18 protein-coding genes are annotated in these 17,785 nt (G+C 47.4%); 5 read left to right on the top strand and 13 right to left on the bottom strand.

The window, feature by feature from the left end:
• Window positions 1-173 precede the first annotated feature (173 nt).
• On the top strand, window positions 174-2,495 hold the full coding sequence (locus tag ABMY42_RS15620; RefSeq protein ID WP_258455677.1) for a Tex family protein: 2,322 nt from the start codon (window positions 174-176) through the stop codon (window positions 2,493-2,495).
• 104 nt (window positions 2,496-2,599) lie between these two features.
• Here ABMY42_RS15620 and ABMY42_RS15615 read toward each other — a convergent pair whose 3' ends face one another.
• Window positions 2,600-3,064: a hypothetical protein gene (locus tag ABMY42_RS15615; RefSeq protein ID WP_009698973.1), complete on the bottom strand. Its 465-nt coding sequence runs from the start codon at window positions 3,062-3,064 to the stop codon at window positions 2,600-2,602.
• Between the two features lie 136 nt (window positions 3,065-3,200).
• A complete protein-coding gene (gene bioH, locus ABMY42_RS15610; RefSeq protein ID WP_005448476.1) occupies window positions 3,201-3,965 on the bottom strand; it encodes a pimeloyl-ACP methyl ester esterase BioH in 765 nt (254 codons plus the stop codon).
• 84 nt (window positions 3,966-4,049) lie between these two features.
• Between bioH and ABMY42_RS15605 the strand changes: the two genes are divergently transcribed.
• From ABMY42_RS15605 to cysQ, 4 genes are all read left to right on the top strand, one after another.
• Complete coding sequence (locus ABMY42_RS15605; RefSeq protein WP_033007443.1) at window positions 4,050-4,775, top strand: ComF family protein; 726 nt, start codon at window positions 4,050-4,052, stop codon at window positions 4,773-4,775.
• Between the two features lie 97 nt (window positions 4,776-4,872).
• Window positions 4,873-5,457, top strand: coding sequence for a Fe-S biogenesis protein NfuA (gene nfuA, locus ABMY42_RS15600; protein WP_005448480.1), 585 nt, complete (start codon window positions 4,873-4,875; stop codon window positions 5,455-5,457).
• 175 nt (window positions 5,458-5,632) lie between these two features.
• Window positions 5,633-6,199 carry an ADP compounds hydrolase NudE gene (nudE, locus tag ABMY42_RS15595; protein WP_009698975.1) on the top strand — a complete coding sequence of 189 codons (567 nt, stop codon included), beginning with the start codon at window positions 5,633-5,635 and terminating at the stop codon, window positions 6,197-6,199.
• A 47-nt stretch (window positions 6,200-6,246) separates the two neighbouring features.
• Window positions 6,247-7,074 (top strand): 3'(2'),5'-bisphosphate nucleotidase CysQ, encoded by an 828-nt coding sequence (cysQ, locus tag ABMY42_RS15590; RefSeq protein ID WP_349266526.1) that lies wholly within the window; start codon window positions 6,247-6,249, stop codon window positions 7,072-7,074.
• A 289-nt stretch (window positions 7,075-7,363) separates the two neighbouring features.
• Here the strand turns inward: cysQ and ABMY42_RS15585 are convergent, their stop codons facing one another.
• From ABMY42_RS15585 to gspD, 11 genes are read right to left on the bottom strand one after another with little or no spacing between them, the layout of a single operon-like run.
• Complete coding sequence (locus ABMY42_RS15585) at window positions 7,364-8,125, bottom strand: type II secretion system protein N (protein ID WP_005448490.1); 762 nt, start codon at window positions 8,123-8,125, stop codon at window positions 7,364-7,366.
• Window position 8,126: 1 nt separating this feature from the next.
• The gene (locus ABMY42_RS15580; RefSeq protein WP_005448492.1) at window positions 8,127-8,618 is read right to left on the bottom strand and encodes a type II secretion system protein M; all 492 of its coding nucleotides are present in this window, start codon (window positions 8,616-8,618) and stop codon (window positions 8,127-8,129) included.
• A gap of 7 nt (window positions 8,619-8,625) precedes the next feature.
• A complete protein-coding gene (gspL, locus tag ABMY42_RS15575; protein ID WP_050902608.1) occupies window positions 8,626-9,828 on the bottom strand; it encodes a type II secretion system protein GspL in 1,203 nt (400 codons plus the stop codon).
• Window positions 9,797-10,807 (bottom strand): type II secretion system minor pseudopilin GspK, encoded by a 1,011-nt coding sequence (gene gspK, locus ABMY42_RS15570; protein WP_009702503.1) that lies wholly within the window; start codon window positions 10,805-10,807, stop codon window positions 9,797-9,799. The genes gspL and gspK overlap by 32 nt, the downstream gene beginning before the upstream one ends.
• Window positions 10,800-11,519 carry a type II secretion system minor pseudopilin GspJ gene (gene gspJ / locus ABMY42_RS15565; protein WP_009702504.1) on the bottom strand — a complete coding sequence of 240 codons (720 nt, stop codon included), beginning with the start codon at window positions 11,517-11,519 and terminating at the stop codon, window positions 10,800-10,802. Before gspJ ends, gspK begins: the two co-directional genes overlap by 8 nt.
• Window positions 11,506-11,901 (bottom strand): type II secretion system minor pseudopilin GspI, encoded by a 396-nt coding sequence (gspI, locus tag ABMY42_RS15560; RefSeq protein WP_017189958.1) that lies wholly within the window; start codon window positions 11,899-11,901, stop codon window positions 11,506-11,508. Before gspI ends, gspJ begins: the two co-directional genes overlap by 14 nt.
• Window positions 11,882-12,487: a prepilin-type N-terminal cleavage/methylation domain-containing protein gene (locus ABMY42_RS15555; protein WP_005448497.1), complete on the bottom strand. Its 606-nt coding sequence runs from the start codon at window positions 12,485-12,487 to the stop codon at window positions 11,882-11,884. Before ABMY42_RS15555 ends, gspI begins: the two co-directional genes overlap by 20 nt.
• Window positions 12,488-12,518: 31 nt before the next feature.
• Window positions 12,519-12,962, bottom strand: a complete 444-nt coding sequence (gene gspG / locus ABMY42_RS15550) for a type II secretion system major pseudopilin GspG (RefSeq protein WP_005434493.1) — start codon at window positions 12,960-12,962, stop codon at window positions 12,519-12,521.
• A 60-nt stretch (window positions 12,963-13,022) separates the two neighbouring features.
• On the bottom strand, window positions 13,023-14,243 hold the full coding sequence (gene gspF / locus ABMY42_RS15545; protein ID WP_009698980.1) for a type II secretion system inner membrane protein GspF: 1,221 nt from the start codon (window positions 14,241-14,243) through the stop codon (window positions 13,023-13,025).
• The gene (gene gspE, locus ABMY42_RS15540) at window positions 14,243-15,745 is read right to left on the bottom strand and encodes a type II secretion system ATPase GspE (protein ID WP_005448500.1); all 1,503 of its coding nucleotides are present in this window, start codon (window positions 15,743-15,745) and stop codon (window positions 14,243-14,245) included. The genes gspF and gspE overlap by 1 nt, the downstream gene beginning before the upstream one ends.
• Window positions 15,738-17,771, bottom strand: a complete 2,034-nt coding sequence (gene gspD, locus ABMY42_RS15535; protein WP_239210475.1) for a type II secretion system secretin GspD — start codon at window positions 17,769-17,771, stop codon at window positions 15,738-15,740. The genes gspE and gspD overlap by 8 nt, the downstream gene beginning before the upstream one ends.
• Window positions 17,772-17,785: the final 14 nt, after the last annotated feature.

Below are 17,785 nucleotides of genomic sequence, written 5' to 3'. Positions count from 1 at the left end.
TAACCAAATGTATAAGTTCTCAATTTACTTACAGTTTTGACACAAATCTGACTGATGTCCACCAGCGCTCGGTAAATTTTCGCGTGACTAGTTTAAAACATTGCAAATTCCATGAATGACCCCAATGTTCTATACACAACCAATACCTAAACAGAATTAAAGAGAATACACGGATGAGCCAAGCTATCTGTCGCATGATTGCTCAAGAGCTGAATGTTCGCCCTGAGCAAGTCAACGCTGCTGTAACCCTTATCGATGACGGTAACACGGTCCCATTTATTGCACGTTACCGTAAAGAGGTAACAGGCGGACTTGATGATACCCAACTGCGTACTCTAGACAGCCGTCTGTCTTACCTTCGTGAGCTTGACGATCGTCGTCAAACCATCCTGAAGTCGATCCAAGAACAAGGCAAACTTACACCAGAGCTAGAACAAGAGATCACTCAGGCAGACAGCAAAACTCGTCTTGAAGACTTGTACTTACCTTACAAACCAAAGCGTCGCACCAAAGGTCAGATCGCGATTGAAGCGGGTCTTGAGCCACTTGCAGACCAGCTTTGGAATCATCCGCAAACTGAGCCAGAAAGCGAAGCAAGCAAATACCTTGATGCAGACAAAGGCGTGGCAGACACCAAAGCCGCACTGGATGGCGCTCGCGCAATCATCATGGAACGCATCGCGGAAGACGCAAACCTACTGGAGAAAATCCGTGGTCACCTAAACCGCAATGCGGAAATGGGTGCTCGCGTCGTTGAAGGCAAAGAGCAAGAAGGTGAGAAGTTTAAAGATTACTTCAACCACAACGAACCATTAAGCAAAGTACCATCGCACCGCGCACTGGCAATGCTACGTGGTCGTAACGAAGGCTTCCTGACATTGGCAATGAATGCCGATCCAGAACAGGAAGAAGGCGCGCGTCAGTCTTACTGCGAAACGATTATCGCTGACCACTACGGCGTGACACTTAGCAGCGCACCTGCGGATACGTGGCGTAAGCAAGTGATCAGCTGGGCATGGCGCATCAAAGTATCGATGCACATGGAAACCGAGCTAATGGGCGCAATGAAAGAGCGCGCAGAAATCGAAGCGATTGAAGTATTTGCCACTAACCTAAAAGACTTGTTGATGGCAGCACCGGCAGGTCCTCGCGCAACACTTGGTCTCGATCCGGGTCTGCGTACAGGCTCGAAGATCGCTATTGTCGATCCGACTGGTAAGGTGCTTGCAACCGAAACCATCTACCCTCACCCACCACAAAAGCAATACGACAAATCAGCGCAAATCGTTGATCAGTTGGTACGCAAGTACAATGTGGATTTAATTGCGATCGGCAACGGCACGGCTTCACGTGAAACCGACAGCTTTGTCGCGGACGTCATCAAACGTGGCAACTTGAAAGTTCAGAAAATCATCGTGAGTGAAGCGGGAGCATCGGTTTACTCAGCGTCTGAGCTTGCAGCAAAAGAATTCCCAAATATGGACGTGTCTCTGCGTGGTGCGGTGTCGATTGCCCGTCGCCTGCAAGACCCACTGGCTGAGCTAGTGAAAATCGATCCTAAATCAATTGGCGTGGGTCAGTACCAGCATGATGTTAGCCAATCTATGCTGGCAAAACGCCTAGATGCGATTGTGGAAGACTGTGTAAACGCGGTCGGCGTAGACGTGAATACCGCTTCTGCAGCGCTACTGACGCGCGTAGCGGGCTTGTCGAGCACCATCGCGCAGAACATTGTCGACTTCCGTGATGAAAACGGTCGTTTCGATGCACGTACGACCTTGAAGAAAGTGCCTCGCTTGGGTCCTAAGGCGTTCGAGCAGTGTGCAGGTTTCCTACGTATTATGGATGGTAAGAACCCTCTTGATGCGTCTGCGGTTCACCCAGAAGCGTACCCAGTGGTAAAAGCGATTTCTGAGAAGAACAACAAAGACATTAAAGCACTGATTGGTGATTCAAGCTTCCTAAAAGGTCTGCATGCGGTCGATTACACCGACGATAACTTCGGTGTGCCAACCATTACAGACATCATCAAAGAGCTGGATAAACCAGGTCGTGACCCGCGTCCAGAATTCAAAACGGCGACGTTTGCAGAAGGCGTAAACTCGGTATCTGACTTGGAGCCAGGCATGATTCTAGAAGGCGTGGTGTCTAACGTAGCCAACTTTGGTGCTTTCGTTGATATCGGCGTTCACCAAGATGGTCTTGTGCATATTTCTTCACTGACAGATCGTTTTGTGTCTGATCCACGAGAAGTGGTGAAAGCAGGCGATATAGTAAAAGTCAAAGTGATGGAAGTGGACGTGCAGCGTAAGCGCATTGGTCTATCGATGCGTTTGAACGACGAGCCGGGTCAAGACAACCGCAGCCAACGCTCATCAGCAGCGCCGCGTCGTAATGACCAACCGCAGCGTCGTCAGCCTCGCCGTGATGACTCGTCATCGAACAGCGCAATGGGCGGTGCTTTTGCAGCAGCGTTTGCTAAAGCGAAAAAGTAATCTCGCCTAGGCTTCACCGCTAACTCGTTTTCATAGCTAAAAAGAAAACGCTCCAATCAGTTATTCTGCTTGGAGCGTTTTTATTTGAGTAGGATATTGAGTCGTCATAATACTGCTATCACTTCTGACGGTGTATGGGGCGCGACCGAGTGACCATAATGAAACTTAATCACCTTCCTGCGCTTTTCCATCAATCCCTCTTTGACCGCAGCATCCAAAATGCGCTTAGGTAATCGAAAGCGTATCGCGTAGCCCTTACCCTGATCTTCACTGTAACTCTTGAGCGCTAGCAAACCGAAAAGACGTTCTAGCGTGTCTTTCGGTTCTTCGTGATAACGGGTATCCACCTCGGGTTCCACTTCGTAGTCAGGATGCTCCGATGGGTCCCACGAGGATTGGCGTCGCCGTTTCTCATCACTTTTTACTTTGCGCTCCGCATTGGTTTTCGCCAGTGCGACTGTTGGCGTCACAGGTTCTCGGACTTTATTGTCACGAGCAGCTTGTTCCGTCTGCACATTAACGGATGGGGCGATCAGTGGCACGCTTACGTTAGCCGGTGACACAATCATTGCGAACCCTCCTCAGAGTCGCCCAACTCGTCAATACAGCAAACTCCTCCCACAAGAAGAGTTCGCTAAAACTTATATCGACCAATTTTTAATCAGCTTTAGGAGTTTTATTCGTTTAGATGTGCAGGCCTAACCGTTAAGCGGCAAATTCTCTCACTTGGAGGCAAAACGCTTCATGTTCGGTCATGAACGGCGCATGAGAGGATTGATTGAAAACAAACTGCTGAGTGCTTGGCAACTGCTCGCTTAAGTCACTTGCCACTTTGATTGGCACTAAGCCATCAAGTCGACCATAAAGGCGCAGCATCGGCATAGAAAGGGAAGTCAGCGCATCGCGCAGATCCACATCGGCAAGAATGTTCAAACCCACCAACAACGAATCAGGGTTCGGCTGCGGACGCGATAGCACCGCTTGTTTGAGTTGTTTAACGTCTTTGCGTGCTGACGGACTGCCCATCGCTTGCAGCGCCATAAAACGCTCAATAGTGACAGAGAAGTCTTCCAGCAATTGATCGGTGAATGCGGTTAACACGTTAGGTTGAATACCACGCCAAGGACGCTCAGCAGCAAATTTTGGTGAACTTGCTACCGTGATTAACTTGCTCACACGTTGCGGAGCATTAAGTGCAATGTGGGTTGCCACCAAGCCACCTAATGACCAGCCAAGCCAAACTGCTTTCTCTGGTGCGTCTTGCAAAACAAGGTCAGCGATTTTTGCTAAATCTTCAGCGTGAGATTCTGCGCTGTGTCCGTACCCCGGAAGATCGACCACATGCACTCGGAAATAAGGTTGAAGAGACTCGACGGTCTGCTGCCATACCGCACCATTCATACCCCAACCATGAAGCAACACCAAATCTGGTCCTTGACCAAATGACTGCCAGTGTAAATTCGTGCTCATGCTCTCGTTCTCTCCCACTTATCTTATTCCTTACAACGCAATCCAAGCTTTAGTCTGATGGCTCGCTCACCTTGGATGGATTGTATGTTATCTCATCAATGGCAAAACATCATGCATCGCGTACTCAGTAGCCAATGCGGATTATGCCGATTTCCCATACCTCACCGCCAAACGCCCAACCTAATGCGTTGGTGTGACAGCTGTTTTGACCACCTCACACCAATCAAACGCTGCTCACGTTGTGGTTTAAAAATGACAGAAGAGGAATCACAATCCTCCGCAGAGTGCGGAGAATGCTTGAAAGAGCCACCACCATGGCGGCGTTTGTATACCTTAGGTGACTATGACTTTCCGCTCTCTCAACAAGTACAGCGCTTTAAAGATCACGGCGAGGCATGGCAGGTGAGTACGCTTACTCAACTATTAGCAGAACGAATTGAGCAGCCTGCCCCCGTCATCACCAGCGTGCCCGTTCACTGGCAGCGCTACATAAAACGAGGATTCAATCAGAGCCATATCTTAACCAAACACCTCGCCCGCCATTTAGATGTGCGATATGAAAGCAAGATATTTAAACGTGTCAAAAGCGCTCAGTCGCAGCGAGGAAACAAAAAAGCCAGTCGCGAGCAAAATCTGCAAGGGGCATTTGCCCTACAAGGTGAGGTGGACTTTTCCCACGTCGCGATTGTGGATGATGTGGTTACAACAGGTAGTACGGTCCGACAATTATGTCATTTACTACTTGAAGTTGGCGTAGAAAGCATCGATATTTACTGCATCTGCAGAACTCCTGCCCCCGGCTCAATCTAGATCGCTTCGCCATGTCTTAGCATCAAAAAGACTAGACCGAGGCGTCAACAGGAGTAGAATAGCAGCAATAGCCTACAAAATTACTCAGGTATTCGTCGTGTCAAATATTACTATTACAGAAACTGCGCAAACGCATTTCGCCAACCTTTTAGGTCAACAGCCTGAAGGCACAAACATTCGTATTTTCGTCGTGAACCCAGGAACACAAAACGCGGAGTGTGGCGTGTCTTACTGCCCACCAGAAGCCATTGAAGGAACTGACACTGAAATCCCTTACAGCGGTTTTTCAGCTTACGTTGACGAGCTAAGCCTACCGTTTCTAGAAGACGCTGAAATCGACTTTGTGACAGACAAAATGGGTTCTCAGCTAACACTAAAAGCGCCAAACGCAAAAATGCGTAAAGTGGCGGACGACGCTCCACTTGTAGAACGTGTTGAGTACGTAATCCAAACTCAAGTGAACCCACAACTTGCAGGTCACGGTGGTCACGTAAATCTAGTTGAAATCACAGACGATGGCATCGCAATCGTAGCATTCGGCGGCGGTTGTAACGGCTGTTCAATGGTCGATGTAACGCTAAAAGAAGGCATTGAAAAAGAACTTCTAAACCAATTCGTTGGTGAACTGACGGCAGTTCGCGATGCAACAGAGCACGATCGTGGTGATCACTCTTACTACTAAGTCGTTCATGGCTTGTTAGCGATGCATATCGACGAGAAATGGGAGGCGTTTGCCTCCCATTTTTGTTTTCAATTGAGTTAAGCTGAATCATCACGCTAGAAACTCGAGCTTTCTTCTCATATATTAAGAAATCTCATTTCTCTCGCTGAGTAAACGACACTAAGGAGCCAGCGCTATGTCGAAAAGGACCCCACCAGAGATACTCTCTTGTCAGACGGTCGCACAATCTAAGCTGTTTGCAGTGGAAGCCCTCGACCTTCGCTTCTCTAATGGTGAACTGCGTACTTACGAGCGCATGAAACCAAGTGGTCGCGATGCCGTGATGGTAGTGCCTATCACTGAGCAAGGTGACTTACTGCTAGTACGTGAATACGCGGCGGGCACAGAACGCTACGAACTCGGCTTTCCGAAAGGTCTTATCGACCCTGGAGAAACACCGATAGAAGCAGCAGATCGAGAGTTAAAAGAAGAAATTGGTTTTGGTTCTCATGAGCTAACCCCCTTAAAACAAGTGATCCTTGCGCCTTCTTACTTCTCGAGCAAAATGACGCTGTTCTTGGGACAAAACCTATACCCAGAGAAACAAGAAGGTGATGAGCCAGAACCATTAGAAATCGTTCGCTGGCCATTAGCGCAAGCGGAAGAACTATTAACGCACTTAGATTTTTGTGAAGCACGAAGCATCACAGCGTTGATGTTGGCACTGAAACACTTACAAAACACCACTCACAAACAAAATTAATCACAGCCGAAGAGCTGGACCATAATCGTGAGAAAGGACCATTACTTATGCCAATGACAAAAGATTTATCTCACCTGCTTCCGCAAGTCATCGAAATTGCTCGCAGCGCAGGACAATTGATTCTCGATATTTACGAGAAAAAGCAGTACGAAGCATACACTAAAAGTGACGAGACCCCAGTCACCAGCGCAGATATCGCGGCGCACAAGCTGATCACCGAGCGTTTAAATGAGTTGACGCCAGATATCCCGGTGCTTTCTGAAGAAGCTGCAGATATCAGCTTAGAGCAGCGTGCACAATGGGAACGCTACTGGTTAGTCGACCCACTTGATGGCACACAAGAGTTCATCGCACGCAGCGGCGACTTTGCAACCATTATTGCGCTTATCGACAACAACAAACCCACCATGGGCGTAGTCTACGGTCCGGTTTCTGGTGTTACGTATTATGCATACAACGGTAAGGGCGCGTGGAAGATTCCAGACATGTCTGAAAGTGTAAAAATCCACACTCATAAACATGAGCAACCTGGACAAAACATTGCTATCGCGATCAGCCGTCGTCAAGACATTAACCGCATCACGAGCCGCATGAGTAGCGCTTGGAATTACGATTTGATTCCACTTGGCTCTGCCGCACTCAAAGCGTGCCTTGTTGCTGAAGGTGCAGTGGACTGTTATTTACGTCTAGGTCCAACTGGCGAGTGGGATACCGCTGCTACACAATGCATTGTAGAAGAAGCGGGCGGACGAATTCTCAGTACGCAACTTGAACCTCTATCTTACAATGAGCGCGAGACGTTGGAGAACCCAAACTTTATCGTACTTGGCGATGCTGATTTGCCTTGGAATGAGATTCTACAACACAAAGATTGATCGCCACTCAACCTGACTATATCAATGAGAAAGAAGGTCACGAATTCACTTCGTGGCCTTTCTTTTTGCCTTTTGTACAGCGTTAGGAGCATTTGGTCTACTATGATCTAAATGCTTACCAACCTGCACAAAGCAGCATTATTTACATAAAAATCATAAGGTTAAAGATTAAGCTAATAACCAACTAAGTTTTCGTACAGCAAATAGAGGGTTTAGCCTACCATGATCCAAAAGCAAAAAGAGCTGCACACTGGCAGCTCTTTGATAATGTTCTGAATGACAGATTTGGCTAGAAACGCCCTTTGTAATCAAACTCGTATTGACCTTGCGAGTTAGGGTTACCCAGCCATTTTAGTTGGTCGCTCATACCCGATGGGAACTCCGCTCCTGGTTTAAACCAAGCTTTCGTTGAGTAACGCTGATTTGGCATGAGCTCAGCGGAAAACGCCGCTGATACTTGTTGACTCTTCTGTTCGCCAGACGCTGATAATACGCTGTCTTTACAGTTTAAATCGGCAATGACAGGTCCAAGTTCAAGGCTACCTAGCGGGCTTTGAATACCACTCGCACTCCAAACTAACGTGCCTTCCGCAGTCTTACACCAAGGTGCTGCGTATGTCGCATGGCGGATGTTCAGTTCAAGTTGCCCTTCCACCCCAACAGGAACTGGAAGGCGTGCCTGTTCAACCACTTTTGCCGCAGGAATAGATGCGACTAAGTTTTCAGCATACGGACCACTGGTAAGGCTGTAGCCAACCAAACCTCGTCCACGAACGTCCATATCGCTACCGCGACCAAAACGTACCGCAAACTCGGCTTTACCGGTAAATAACCCCGACAGTTGGAAGTCCCAGTTCAATTCTCCCAGGTTTTGACGCTGCCAACGCACATTGGATGCGCTACCTTGCCAAACCGTGCCTTGCGCACCTTGAATATCTAAACCTCGCACCATAGGCACTTGTTGTAGTACCCAAGAGATTGGCAAACCAGCAATTAAACTAGTCGAGAAAAAGGCAATAAAAATAACAACGTAAAGAACAGCTTTTTTCACCTTAACCTCGCTTAAATTGCAGGCGGTTTACGTCGATCATACCTGCTTGCTCAGTACGGTCGATGTCTAGGAATTCCACCTCAATCCCTTGTTGTTCTTTTAGATAACGCAACCAATCCACCATCTGATTGAATGCCAGAGGCTTAATCCACACCTGAACGCTATCATTACGCGGTTGTACACGGATCAGTTCAACTTTGTAGCGGCGCGCAGATGAAGACACCACTTGGTTCAATGGTTGATTGGAAAAGCTAACACCGCCACTTTTACGTAGTGCGGTAATATCATCGGCTTTATCTTGTACCCAAGTTAGCAGTTGTTTCTCACTTTGAATTCGAGACTGTGCTAATTCAGCTCGTTGATTCATTGGCTGTAAAAGACCCCAGTAAATGATGCCAAGAACAGCAATAATGCTACCGCCCATCACCAGACGTTGCTCACGTTGCGAGATGCTGCTCCACCAAGCTTGAGCTTGTGCGATTAAATTCTTCATCATCACCTCACTGACGCTTCAACACAAAACTGCCCATCACAACGTTGCCGTTGCGGTTCAGTTGACCTTGTTCGACGTTAAACTTCTCCGCCAGTTTCACACGTGCTTGTTCAAATGGCTGGAAGTCAGAGCTGCTCGCTTGAATACGAACTTCGCCACGTTGACCGTCATATTTAAAGCTGGTGATTTGCAGATCATTCACCTGTCCCAGAGTCGTTGGCAGTGCCGCGATCCAAGACAGCATCGCCACATCACTCGAACCACCAGATAAACGGCGTTCTTCATCGGTCATTTGACGCTTCAAGTAGCTGACCGTCGGGATACGACGCTTATTCGGGAATATTTGACGGAAAATACGTTCACTTTCTTCGCGATACGCTTGTGCTTGCGCTTCGTATTTATGAACCATCAACAATTGTTGACCAACAAGTACTACCAACAACACACCTGCGGCAATCGCCGTTTTCTGCCACACCTTAACGTACTTGCCCCACGAGGATTTCGGTTTAAAAGCGCCAGTAAGGAGATTGATTTTGCTCTCTGCAACCCCTTTCGCCAGCAGTGCCATGGTCATTTCTTCTGGTTTTGCTACCCAGATATCTGGCACCGTTGATTCTGGTACAGAGCTGTAGCAATCAAGCTTCCAACCTTCATGACTTTGAAGGTAAGCGGATAAATACAGATCGAACCAGGATGCATCCACCACAGCACCTTGAGTGTCAGAATGACGAATTAACCATTGTTCGCCTAGCATTGCAGCCGAACTGTTTTCATCATTCGCAGGCATTGCCAAAACATCAGGCAACATACGCTTGATCACAAGACCTTGGCTGGAGAAACGCTGCAAAATGGTCTGAATCCAAGCTCGCTCCACTGCACACACTTGTGCTGTTTCTGCTTGCTTGTTTAATACTGTGAAATGCAGGTTGTCCACGTCTTGCGCGACTTCGTCTTCCACCAGATATGGCAGCATGCTGTCAAACTGACGCGATGCGCCTGGTGGGATATCTACTTCTGTTAACACAACATCATTACTGGCTAATAGCGCAACAATTTGGCGCTGATCAGCGTAGGCTACCAGTTCGTCCAGATGTTCCCATCCGGCAATTTCACCACTGGCAATCACTTCTTGCTGTTGTGTCGACCACACCAACCATGGAATGGTACTTTGTTGTTCGCTACTCAGCCGAACGGTCAGAAACTCGCTCACTGATTCCTCCAAAACGACGGCGAACGACAGTCACCGTTTCTCTATTTGTACTTTGCAAAAGGCTTCGAATACGTACTCGGGATTCATCCACCAGCACCTGTGCATCCAGCTCAAAGAAGGAGCTGTCTACTCCCAGATAACCTTTGGCATTTTTCTTTACATCACCACTTAAGCCAGCTAATTCCGACTCAGCTAAAAATTCATCAACGCTATCCCAACCATCAAAAGGACGCTTTTCTATCAGTTGCACCGCATCGCTGCTACTCAAGCCGGGCGTAAACATCGCAACTAAGATCGGTGCTTGTTCAACGTCAATTGTGTTTACGTTCAAACGCCAATCATCGTTTGGGAGCGCACAAACCATTGGGGCTATCTTCTGATAGATATCGCCACTCACTTGGTAAACCGCACGTAACTCACTCGCATCCGCCATCCATCCATTTGGTGGCAAGTATTGGGGTTTCATCGCTTCATAGGTGCTGTCTTCCACACCTGCCGTAGAACGCACTGTGCTATCACTATCAACATATTCCCATGTTGAATCGGCAATCACTTCAGCTTGGTAAGGTTCAACGTCCATTTCTTCCATCAAACGTTGAAAGACTTGCACTAAGTATGGACGAGTTGCTTGCGCGCCGTTAGGTTGGACACTTGCCAATACGTTCAAGTTAAAGCATGCCTGTTTATCGATAATACGACCAGCGGCTTGACCATAGTCGAGCGGATAAACCTGCTCTTTGATCGCCCACGGCTGACTTAAATTAATGGTATCGCTGTCTTTGTAACTTTGCTCAATACCAATTTCGGCTAGAGCCTCTACCCCTAAGCTGTACCAATACGCCTGCTGATAATTAATCTGGTTTGAAGCGCGTTGAAACTGCAAAAACAGTCGCTCTGACATACTTGCGGCGACTGTCGTCATGATGGCAAGTAGCATCAAAACGATAAGGAGCGCGACCCCACGTTGACGACTAGCCATTATTACCTCCAGAGGAGTTGTTACCCCCAGACGAGTTGCTACCGCCAGAGTTATCTTGGCTACTTGACGCAAGTTTTCCATCCGGCGTCAGATAGGTGCGAGTGATCTCACCATAGTCTTTTAGCTTCAAAATAACCGATACCGCTTTAGGTAACTCACTGCTACTTGCCCATTCTTTCTTCCATGACTTTCCATCATAAAAGCGCATATCGAATTCTTCGACCTGAGTGAGTAAAGGCGTCACGATCCCTTCTTGCCCTGTTGGCGTATCTGGGTATCGCCACCACACACGTTGCAGCACTTCATCTTTAATGCGATAGCCCACTTTCGTGACTTCACCACGTGGAAATTGCTGTTGTGGGTTGTGCCAACCTAGACGAGCAAACATCACGCCTTTTGCATCTGAATCAAGCAGATAATCTGACCAAAACAGTAGTTGCTTTGATGGTTCTTCGCCATTGGTACGCATCTGACGCATTGCCATTTGGCGAAAATCGTTATCCATCATCACCATCGCACGTTGCAGCTCATTAAGGCGCTGAGTACGTTCTTGGGACAACACATTGCTGCGCTGCACTTGTGACACGACTTGGTAAGCAGCAACACTCATGCTGGCAAAAATGGCAATCGACACCAGTACTTCAATCAAAGTAAAACCACGTTGATTGCGTTTGCGGTGTTTGTTGATACGTTGAATCTTACTGCGCAACATAACTTCTCACCGTAACCACTGGGCTCGCGTTTTTCTCAGTCGCGACACTGACATCAAATGCTTTCAGCAATGGCTGCGTGGTGGCAACGGGTGTGATTTTCCAATACCAAGTGCGCCCTGCTAGCTCTTCAGTACCGTTCTTTGCTTTAAGCTTTTCCGTTGAGAGCATCACATTCGCCATTTGGTTATCCACAACCATAGCTGCAAACATTTTTTCTTCTAAATAACTGACCGTATTGATGTGTTGGCTCACAGAGCGGATCACACTGATCGCGGCTGTGGCAAAAATCGCAAGTGCGACTAACACCTCAAGTAATGTCATACCTCGAGTATTGCAGTGCGATGTGCCAATACGATTTGGCTTAGAATTTCGTATTGTCATCGTCTTCTGCTTCTTCTCCTGGCGCTAATAACTCTATCTCGCCAGTCTCTTTACCAATGATCCGCCAGCCATCGTTAAATGCATCTCCCTCTTCAGGGAAGAATGACAGGGTGAAAGGCGTAATCTCTGCACTAGAGAAAATGAACACTTGAGGTGGCTTCACTTTCTTTTTCTTTTTGTCCTCTTCCTCGGCAAACATGTCTTCATCAAACAAGGAGCCAGGTTCGAACAGTCGATCGTCTTTATCCCACGCACCACCACCTAAATCCAACTGCAGAGAAATATCCCCCTCAAGCTTGGTTTCACTTGGGATCTGCTTTAATTCCAGTGGTTGCCAGCCATCTTGGGTCAAGCTCAACAAAGTGTAGGTAGATTTAACGTCATCAACACGCAAACCAAAATCTTTGCCACTTAGTACTGCTTCTTCATTAAGCAGTTGTAAGCGCTGAAAAAAACTGTGCGCGTATTGTTTGGAAAGGTCTTTTTGACTGGTAGGCAAAGTTGCGATCACCGCGACAGCGGTAAGGGATAACAAAACCAGCACCAATAGAATTTCTATCAATGTAAAACCGAGGTGTTTTTGCATTTTTTTCATTAGTGCTGGTTTAAGCGAGGGCTTATTGGAAATCTTGCATGTTCCAGTTGCCGATATCTGCAGCCGGACCTTCGCCGCCTTCTTGACCATCAGCGCCTAGAGTAAAGATATCAATCGTGCCATTGTCACCAGGGCTTAGGTACTGGTACTCGTTGCCCCATGGATCAGATGGTAGACGCTTGATGTAACCACCGTCACGGTAGTTACGTGGCTCTGGGTTAGAAGGCTTATTCACCAATGCATCTAGACCTTGGTCTGTCGTTGGGTAAACGCTGTTATCCAGCTTGTACATGTCCAACGCGTTTTCCAATGCCACGATGTCTGTGATCGCCTTTTGTTGGTCTGCTTTTTCTTTGTTACCTAGTAGGTTAGGAACAACAACACTCGCCAAAATACCTAGAATAACAACAACAACCATTACTTCTAATAGAGTGAAGCCTTGTTGCTTACTGCGCTTAAATTTCATTATTTTCTCCGAAAGTTAGATTCAAGCCGTGCCATCAATAGACACGACTTAACTCGAATTTTATCCGCTCATCAAGTTATTCATTTCCAACATTGGCATCAATGTCGCCATTACGATGAAAAGAACGAGACCAGCCATCAGTGCAATTAACACTGGAGTGAAAATCCCCAAAGCGATATTCACTGTAGATTCAAAGTTTTGGTCTTGGTTGTCAGCCGCACGGGTTAGCATGCTCTCTAGTTCACCACTCTGCTCACCACTAGAAATCATGTGCAACATCATTGGTGGAAACAAGCGAGTTTGATCCAACGCTTTGCGCAGACTTGCACCTTCACGTACGTTGTCAGCCGCCACTAAGACCTGTTGTTTCACGTATCGGTTTGACATAACGTCCACCGCGACGCGCATACCTTCAAGAATAGGAATCGCACTTGAAGTACAAATCGATAATGTGCGCGCAAATCGAGACGTATTAAGACCTCGAGAGATTTTGCCTAGCAAAGGCAGACTGAGGATTTTTCTGTCCCATGCTAAACGGAAATTGGGTCTTTGCAGTGCGAGCTTCAAGCCATAGAAAAACACCACCAACACAACAAAGATGATTAAACCCCATTCTTGGACAAATTCACTGGCTGACAACAATACTTGCGTCGACTGTGGTAGCTCTTGCCCCATTTGAATGATTGGTTCGATGATTTTCGGCACCACAGAAGAAAGCAGTAACGACACGATACCCACCGCAAACACCACAAGTACCACAGGGTAAATCATGGCTTGAAGCAGTTTATTACGCATCTTCTGGCGGTTTTCTACGTATTCCGCTAGTCGCTCCAATACCGCATCTAAGTGACCGGATTTTTCACCAGCAGCCACCATAGAACGGAATAGCTCATCAAACACATGTGGGTAATCACCCAAACTGTCTGCCAGCGGATAACCTTCCGTCACTTTTGAGCGCACTGCTGCGATCATCGAACGAATGCGCGGCTTTTCAGCTTGCTCAGAAACAGCTTTTAAACACTCTTCCAAGGGCATACCAGATTGTACAAGCGTTGATAGCTGACGCGTAATCAAGGCAAGTTCTGCGGTTTTGATACCACGTTTGAAGCCAACCGAACCACCTGAAGACTTAGCGGCTTTCGCTTTGGCTTCCATCACCTCAACAGGGATCATGCCCTGCTCTTTTAGGCGTTGGCGCACCTGACGGGCGTTATCCCCTTCAATAGTGCCTTTCTTTTGTTTGCCTTTCGCATCCAGCGCTTTGTATTCAAATGCTGCCATTACGCTTCCTTGGTCACTCGCATGACTTCTTCAAGAGAAGTGATACCACGATGGACCTTACTTAAACCATCACTACGAATGCTTGGTGTGTGTGCACGTACGGCTTTTTCAATTTCTTGCTCACCCGCTTCACTGTGGATCAGCTCTTGAACCTTCTCATCCACCATCAGCAGTTCATGAATACCAGTACGTCCACGGTAACCTTTCTGGTTACACACTTCACAACCTTTAGCACGATGCAAAGTCAATGATTCGTGTTCTTCTAAACCAAACAGCTTCTTCTGTTCTTTATCCGCTTCGTATGGTTCTTTACAGTCAGAACAAAGTGTACGAACTAGGCGCTGAGCTAGCACGCCCAATAGCGAAGAAGAAATCAGGAATGGTTCGATACCCATATCGCGCAGACGCGTGATTGCGCCAACTGCGGTATTGGTGTGTAGCGTTGACATTACTAAGTGACCAGTCAAAGACGCTTGTACAGCAATCTGTGCGGTTTCTAAGTCACGGATCTCACCGACCATCACGACGTCTGGGTCTTGACGAAGAATCGCACGCAAACCACGCGCAAACGTCATGTCGACCTTCGGGTTCACTTGCGTTTGACCGATGCCATCGATATCGAATTCAATCGGGTCTTCAACGGTAAGAATGTTGCGCTCGTTGCTGTTGATCTCTTGTAAGCCAGCATACAAGGTGGTCGACTTACCCGAGCCTGTCGGACCGGTCACCAATATGATGCCATGAGGACGACCAATCAAATGACGGAAGTTATCATGCACAGACGGCGTCATACCTAAGCTGTGTAGATCAAGACGAGTCGCGTTCTTATCCAACAGACGCATTACGACACGTTCACCATGTGATGAAGGCATGGTCGATACACGCACGTCTACTGCACGACCACCAATACGCAGCGAAATACGACCATCTTGAGGTACGCGTTTTTCTGCAATATCAAGCTTCGCCATTACCTTCACACGAGAAACCAGCAAAGGAGCGAGCTTACGGCTTGGGGTTAAGACTTCACGCAATACACCATCAACACGGAAACGAATCGAAAGGGTTTTCTCAAACGTCTCGATATGGATATCCGACGCCCCTTCTTTGATCGCTTCACCAAGCATGGCGTTAATCAACTTGATGATTGGTGCATCATCTTCAGACTCCAACAAGTCTTCATCGTGCGGCAATTCTTCCGCTAAAGAGAAGAAGTCATCACTGTCTGCACCAATGTCTTCCATCAACTGACGAGCTTCCGAAGAGTCTCGCTGATAAGCTTCAGTGAGCTTTTTGTCGAACGCTTCTTTGTCCATCGCTTGAGGGATAAAGTTTTGTTTTAGAACTCGGCGTACTTCAACGAGAGCCGCAGGATTGAGCGGCTCTACGTAATACAGAATTGGAGGGCGCTCAGGGTGCTCCGTCTCCAATACCAGTTTAAAGCGGTTGGCAAAACTGAATGGCAGACGGCGCATACTTGGTGCAGTGTCTAACATATCAACCATTATTCTTTACCATCTGATCGATGAAGGCTTGGATTTCAGCAGGGTGCTTACGTTCCTGACCAAATTCAGGCATCACTGGAACTTTTGAGTCATCCATCAGTTTCAAACCTTCTTGCGCTTTGTATAGCTGCTCAGCACGGATGAAGTTGTACTTACGCTGCGTAATGCCATCGGCCGTCATACCATCACGGATAATGGTCGGCTTGATGAACACCATCAAGTTACGCTTTACTGTTTGTGTGCTGGTTGATTTAAACAGATGACCAAGCACTGGAATATCGCCCAGCAGTGGCACTTTAGACTCGCTTTCTTGTGCCTGCTCATCAACTAGACCACCAAGAACCAGCATTTGACCGTCTTGAATGATTACTGAGGTGTTTAGTTGGCGCTTACCAAAACGTACGTCAATTGCACCATTTGGGCTCAATACGTTAGAAACTTCTTGTTCAATGTTCAGTTGAACAGAGTCACCTTCGTTGATCTGAGGAACCACTTTCAGTTTGATACCCACTTCCTTACGCTCCACTGTTTGGAATGGGTTGTCATTATTTGAGCCTGCAGTAGAACCAGTAATTACTGGCACTTCCTCACCAACAATGAATGACGCTTCACCGTTATCCATTACAGTAATGCTTGGAGAGGATAGAATGTTTGAGTTTGAGTCCGATGACACTGCCGTAATCAGTGCTGTCCAGTCACCCATCATGATGCTCATTGCAGCACCGTTAACACCACCAAGAGCGGATGCTAGGGTCGAATAGTCACCTTCTTCGGTGTACTCCCGAGTTTCAAACTTATTGCTGTCACTGTTCCAGTAACTTTCTGTTTTAGTGACGTCTTTCGCTTCTTCCAGACCAACCATCACCTGACCAATCGGTGCACCAGTGTTGCCGTATTGGATAACCGCACCCGTTTCCAACGAGCCCCATTGAACGCCAAGGTTAATACCGTCCCCCTCAGACATATCGACAATCAGCGCTTCAATCAATACTTGCGCACGACGGATATCCAACTGAGAAATCACGTCCTGCAGTGCCATCATGATATCTGGCGGAGCCGTCAGTACGAGCGAGTTAGTTGCCTCATGAGCTGCAATCACCACTTCACCACGTTTTGCAGAAGATGAACCACCTTTTTGACCTGCTTGCTTCTCAGCCTGTAGGTTGTCAGAGACACCTTTTAGTACATCAACTAGGTCTTCTGCTTTAGCGTACTTAAGGTACACCACGCGGTTGTTACCTTTAGTCGCCATTTCGACATCAAGTTGACGAATCAAACGCTTCAGACGAGCACGTACTTTTGGATCACCAGAAATCAGGATTGAGTTGGTACGCTCATCCGCTACGATTTTTGGTTCTAGGAATTCAGGTGTGCTTTTTTGGTTCGTCGTTTTGTTCAGGGCATCAACGATACGAACCATTTCAGAAGCAGATGCATTACGCAGCTCAACCACTTCGATCTCTTTGTCACCCGCTTGGTCAACACGCTTGATGATTTCAGCAAGGCGGTTAACCACCGCAGCACGACCTGTGATCAAAATGATGTTAGCAGGGTCATAGTGCACGACGTTACCCGCGCCCGCATTATCGATAAGTTGACGCAGTAGCGGCGATAATTCACGAACCGATACGTTACGCACCGCTACCACACGTGTAATCACGCTGTCGCCTTGCGCACTGTCATCACCCAAAACTGGAATCGCAGAGGTTTTTGAATCTTTCGCCTTGATGACTTTCAGTACGCCGTTGTCCATTTCAACAACAGCATAGCCATACACCTCAAGAACGTTAAGGAAGAAGCTATAGTATTGCTTTTCGTTAAGAACGTCGTAGCTGCGTACGTCGATTTTGCCGCGTACCGATGGGTCAACGATGATGGTCTTCTCTAGGTTACGACCAACAATGTTGATGAATTCTTGAATGTCTGTGCCTTTGAAGCTAGCACTAAACTCGTTCGCCATCGCACCCGGTGCGCAGAGTAGTGTACCTGCTAGTAACCAAGCACTTTTGCTAAACCAATGTTTCACGTATGTCTCCCTGA

The organism is Vibrio sp. SSH13-20, assembly GCF_040104475.1.
In the GTDB taxonomy this organism is placed as follows: domain Bacteria; phylum Pseudomonadota; class Gammaproteobacteria; order Enterobacterales; family Vibrionaceae; genus Vibrio; species Vibrio harveyi.
Note: the sequence above shows the minus strand (reverse complement) of the source record. Positions and strands in the feature narration are given on the sequence as shown.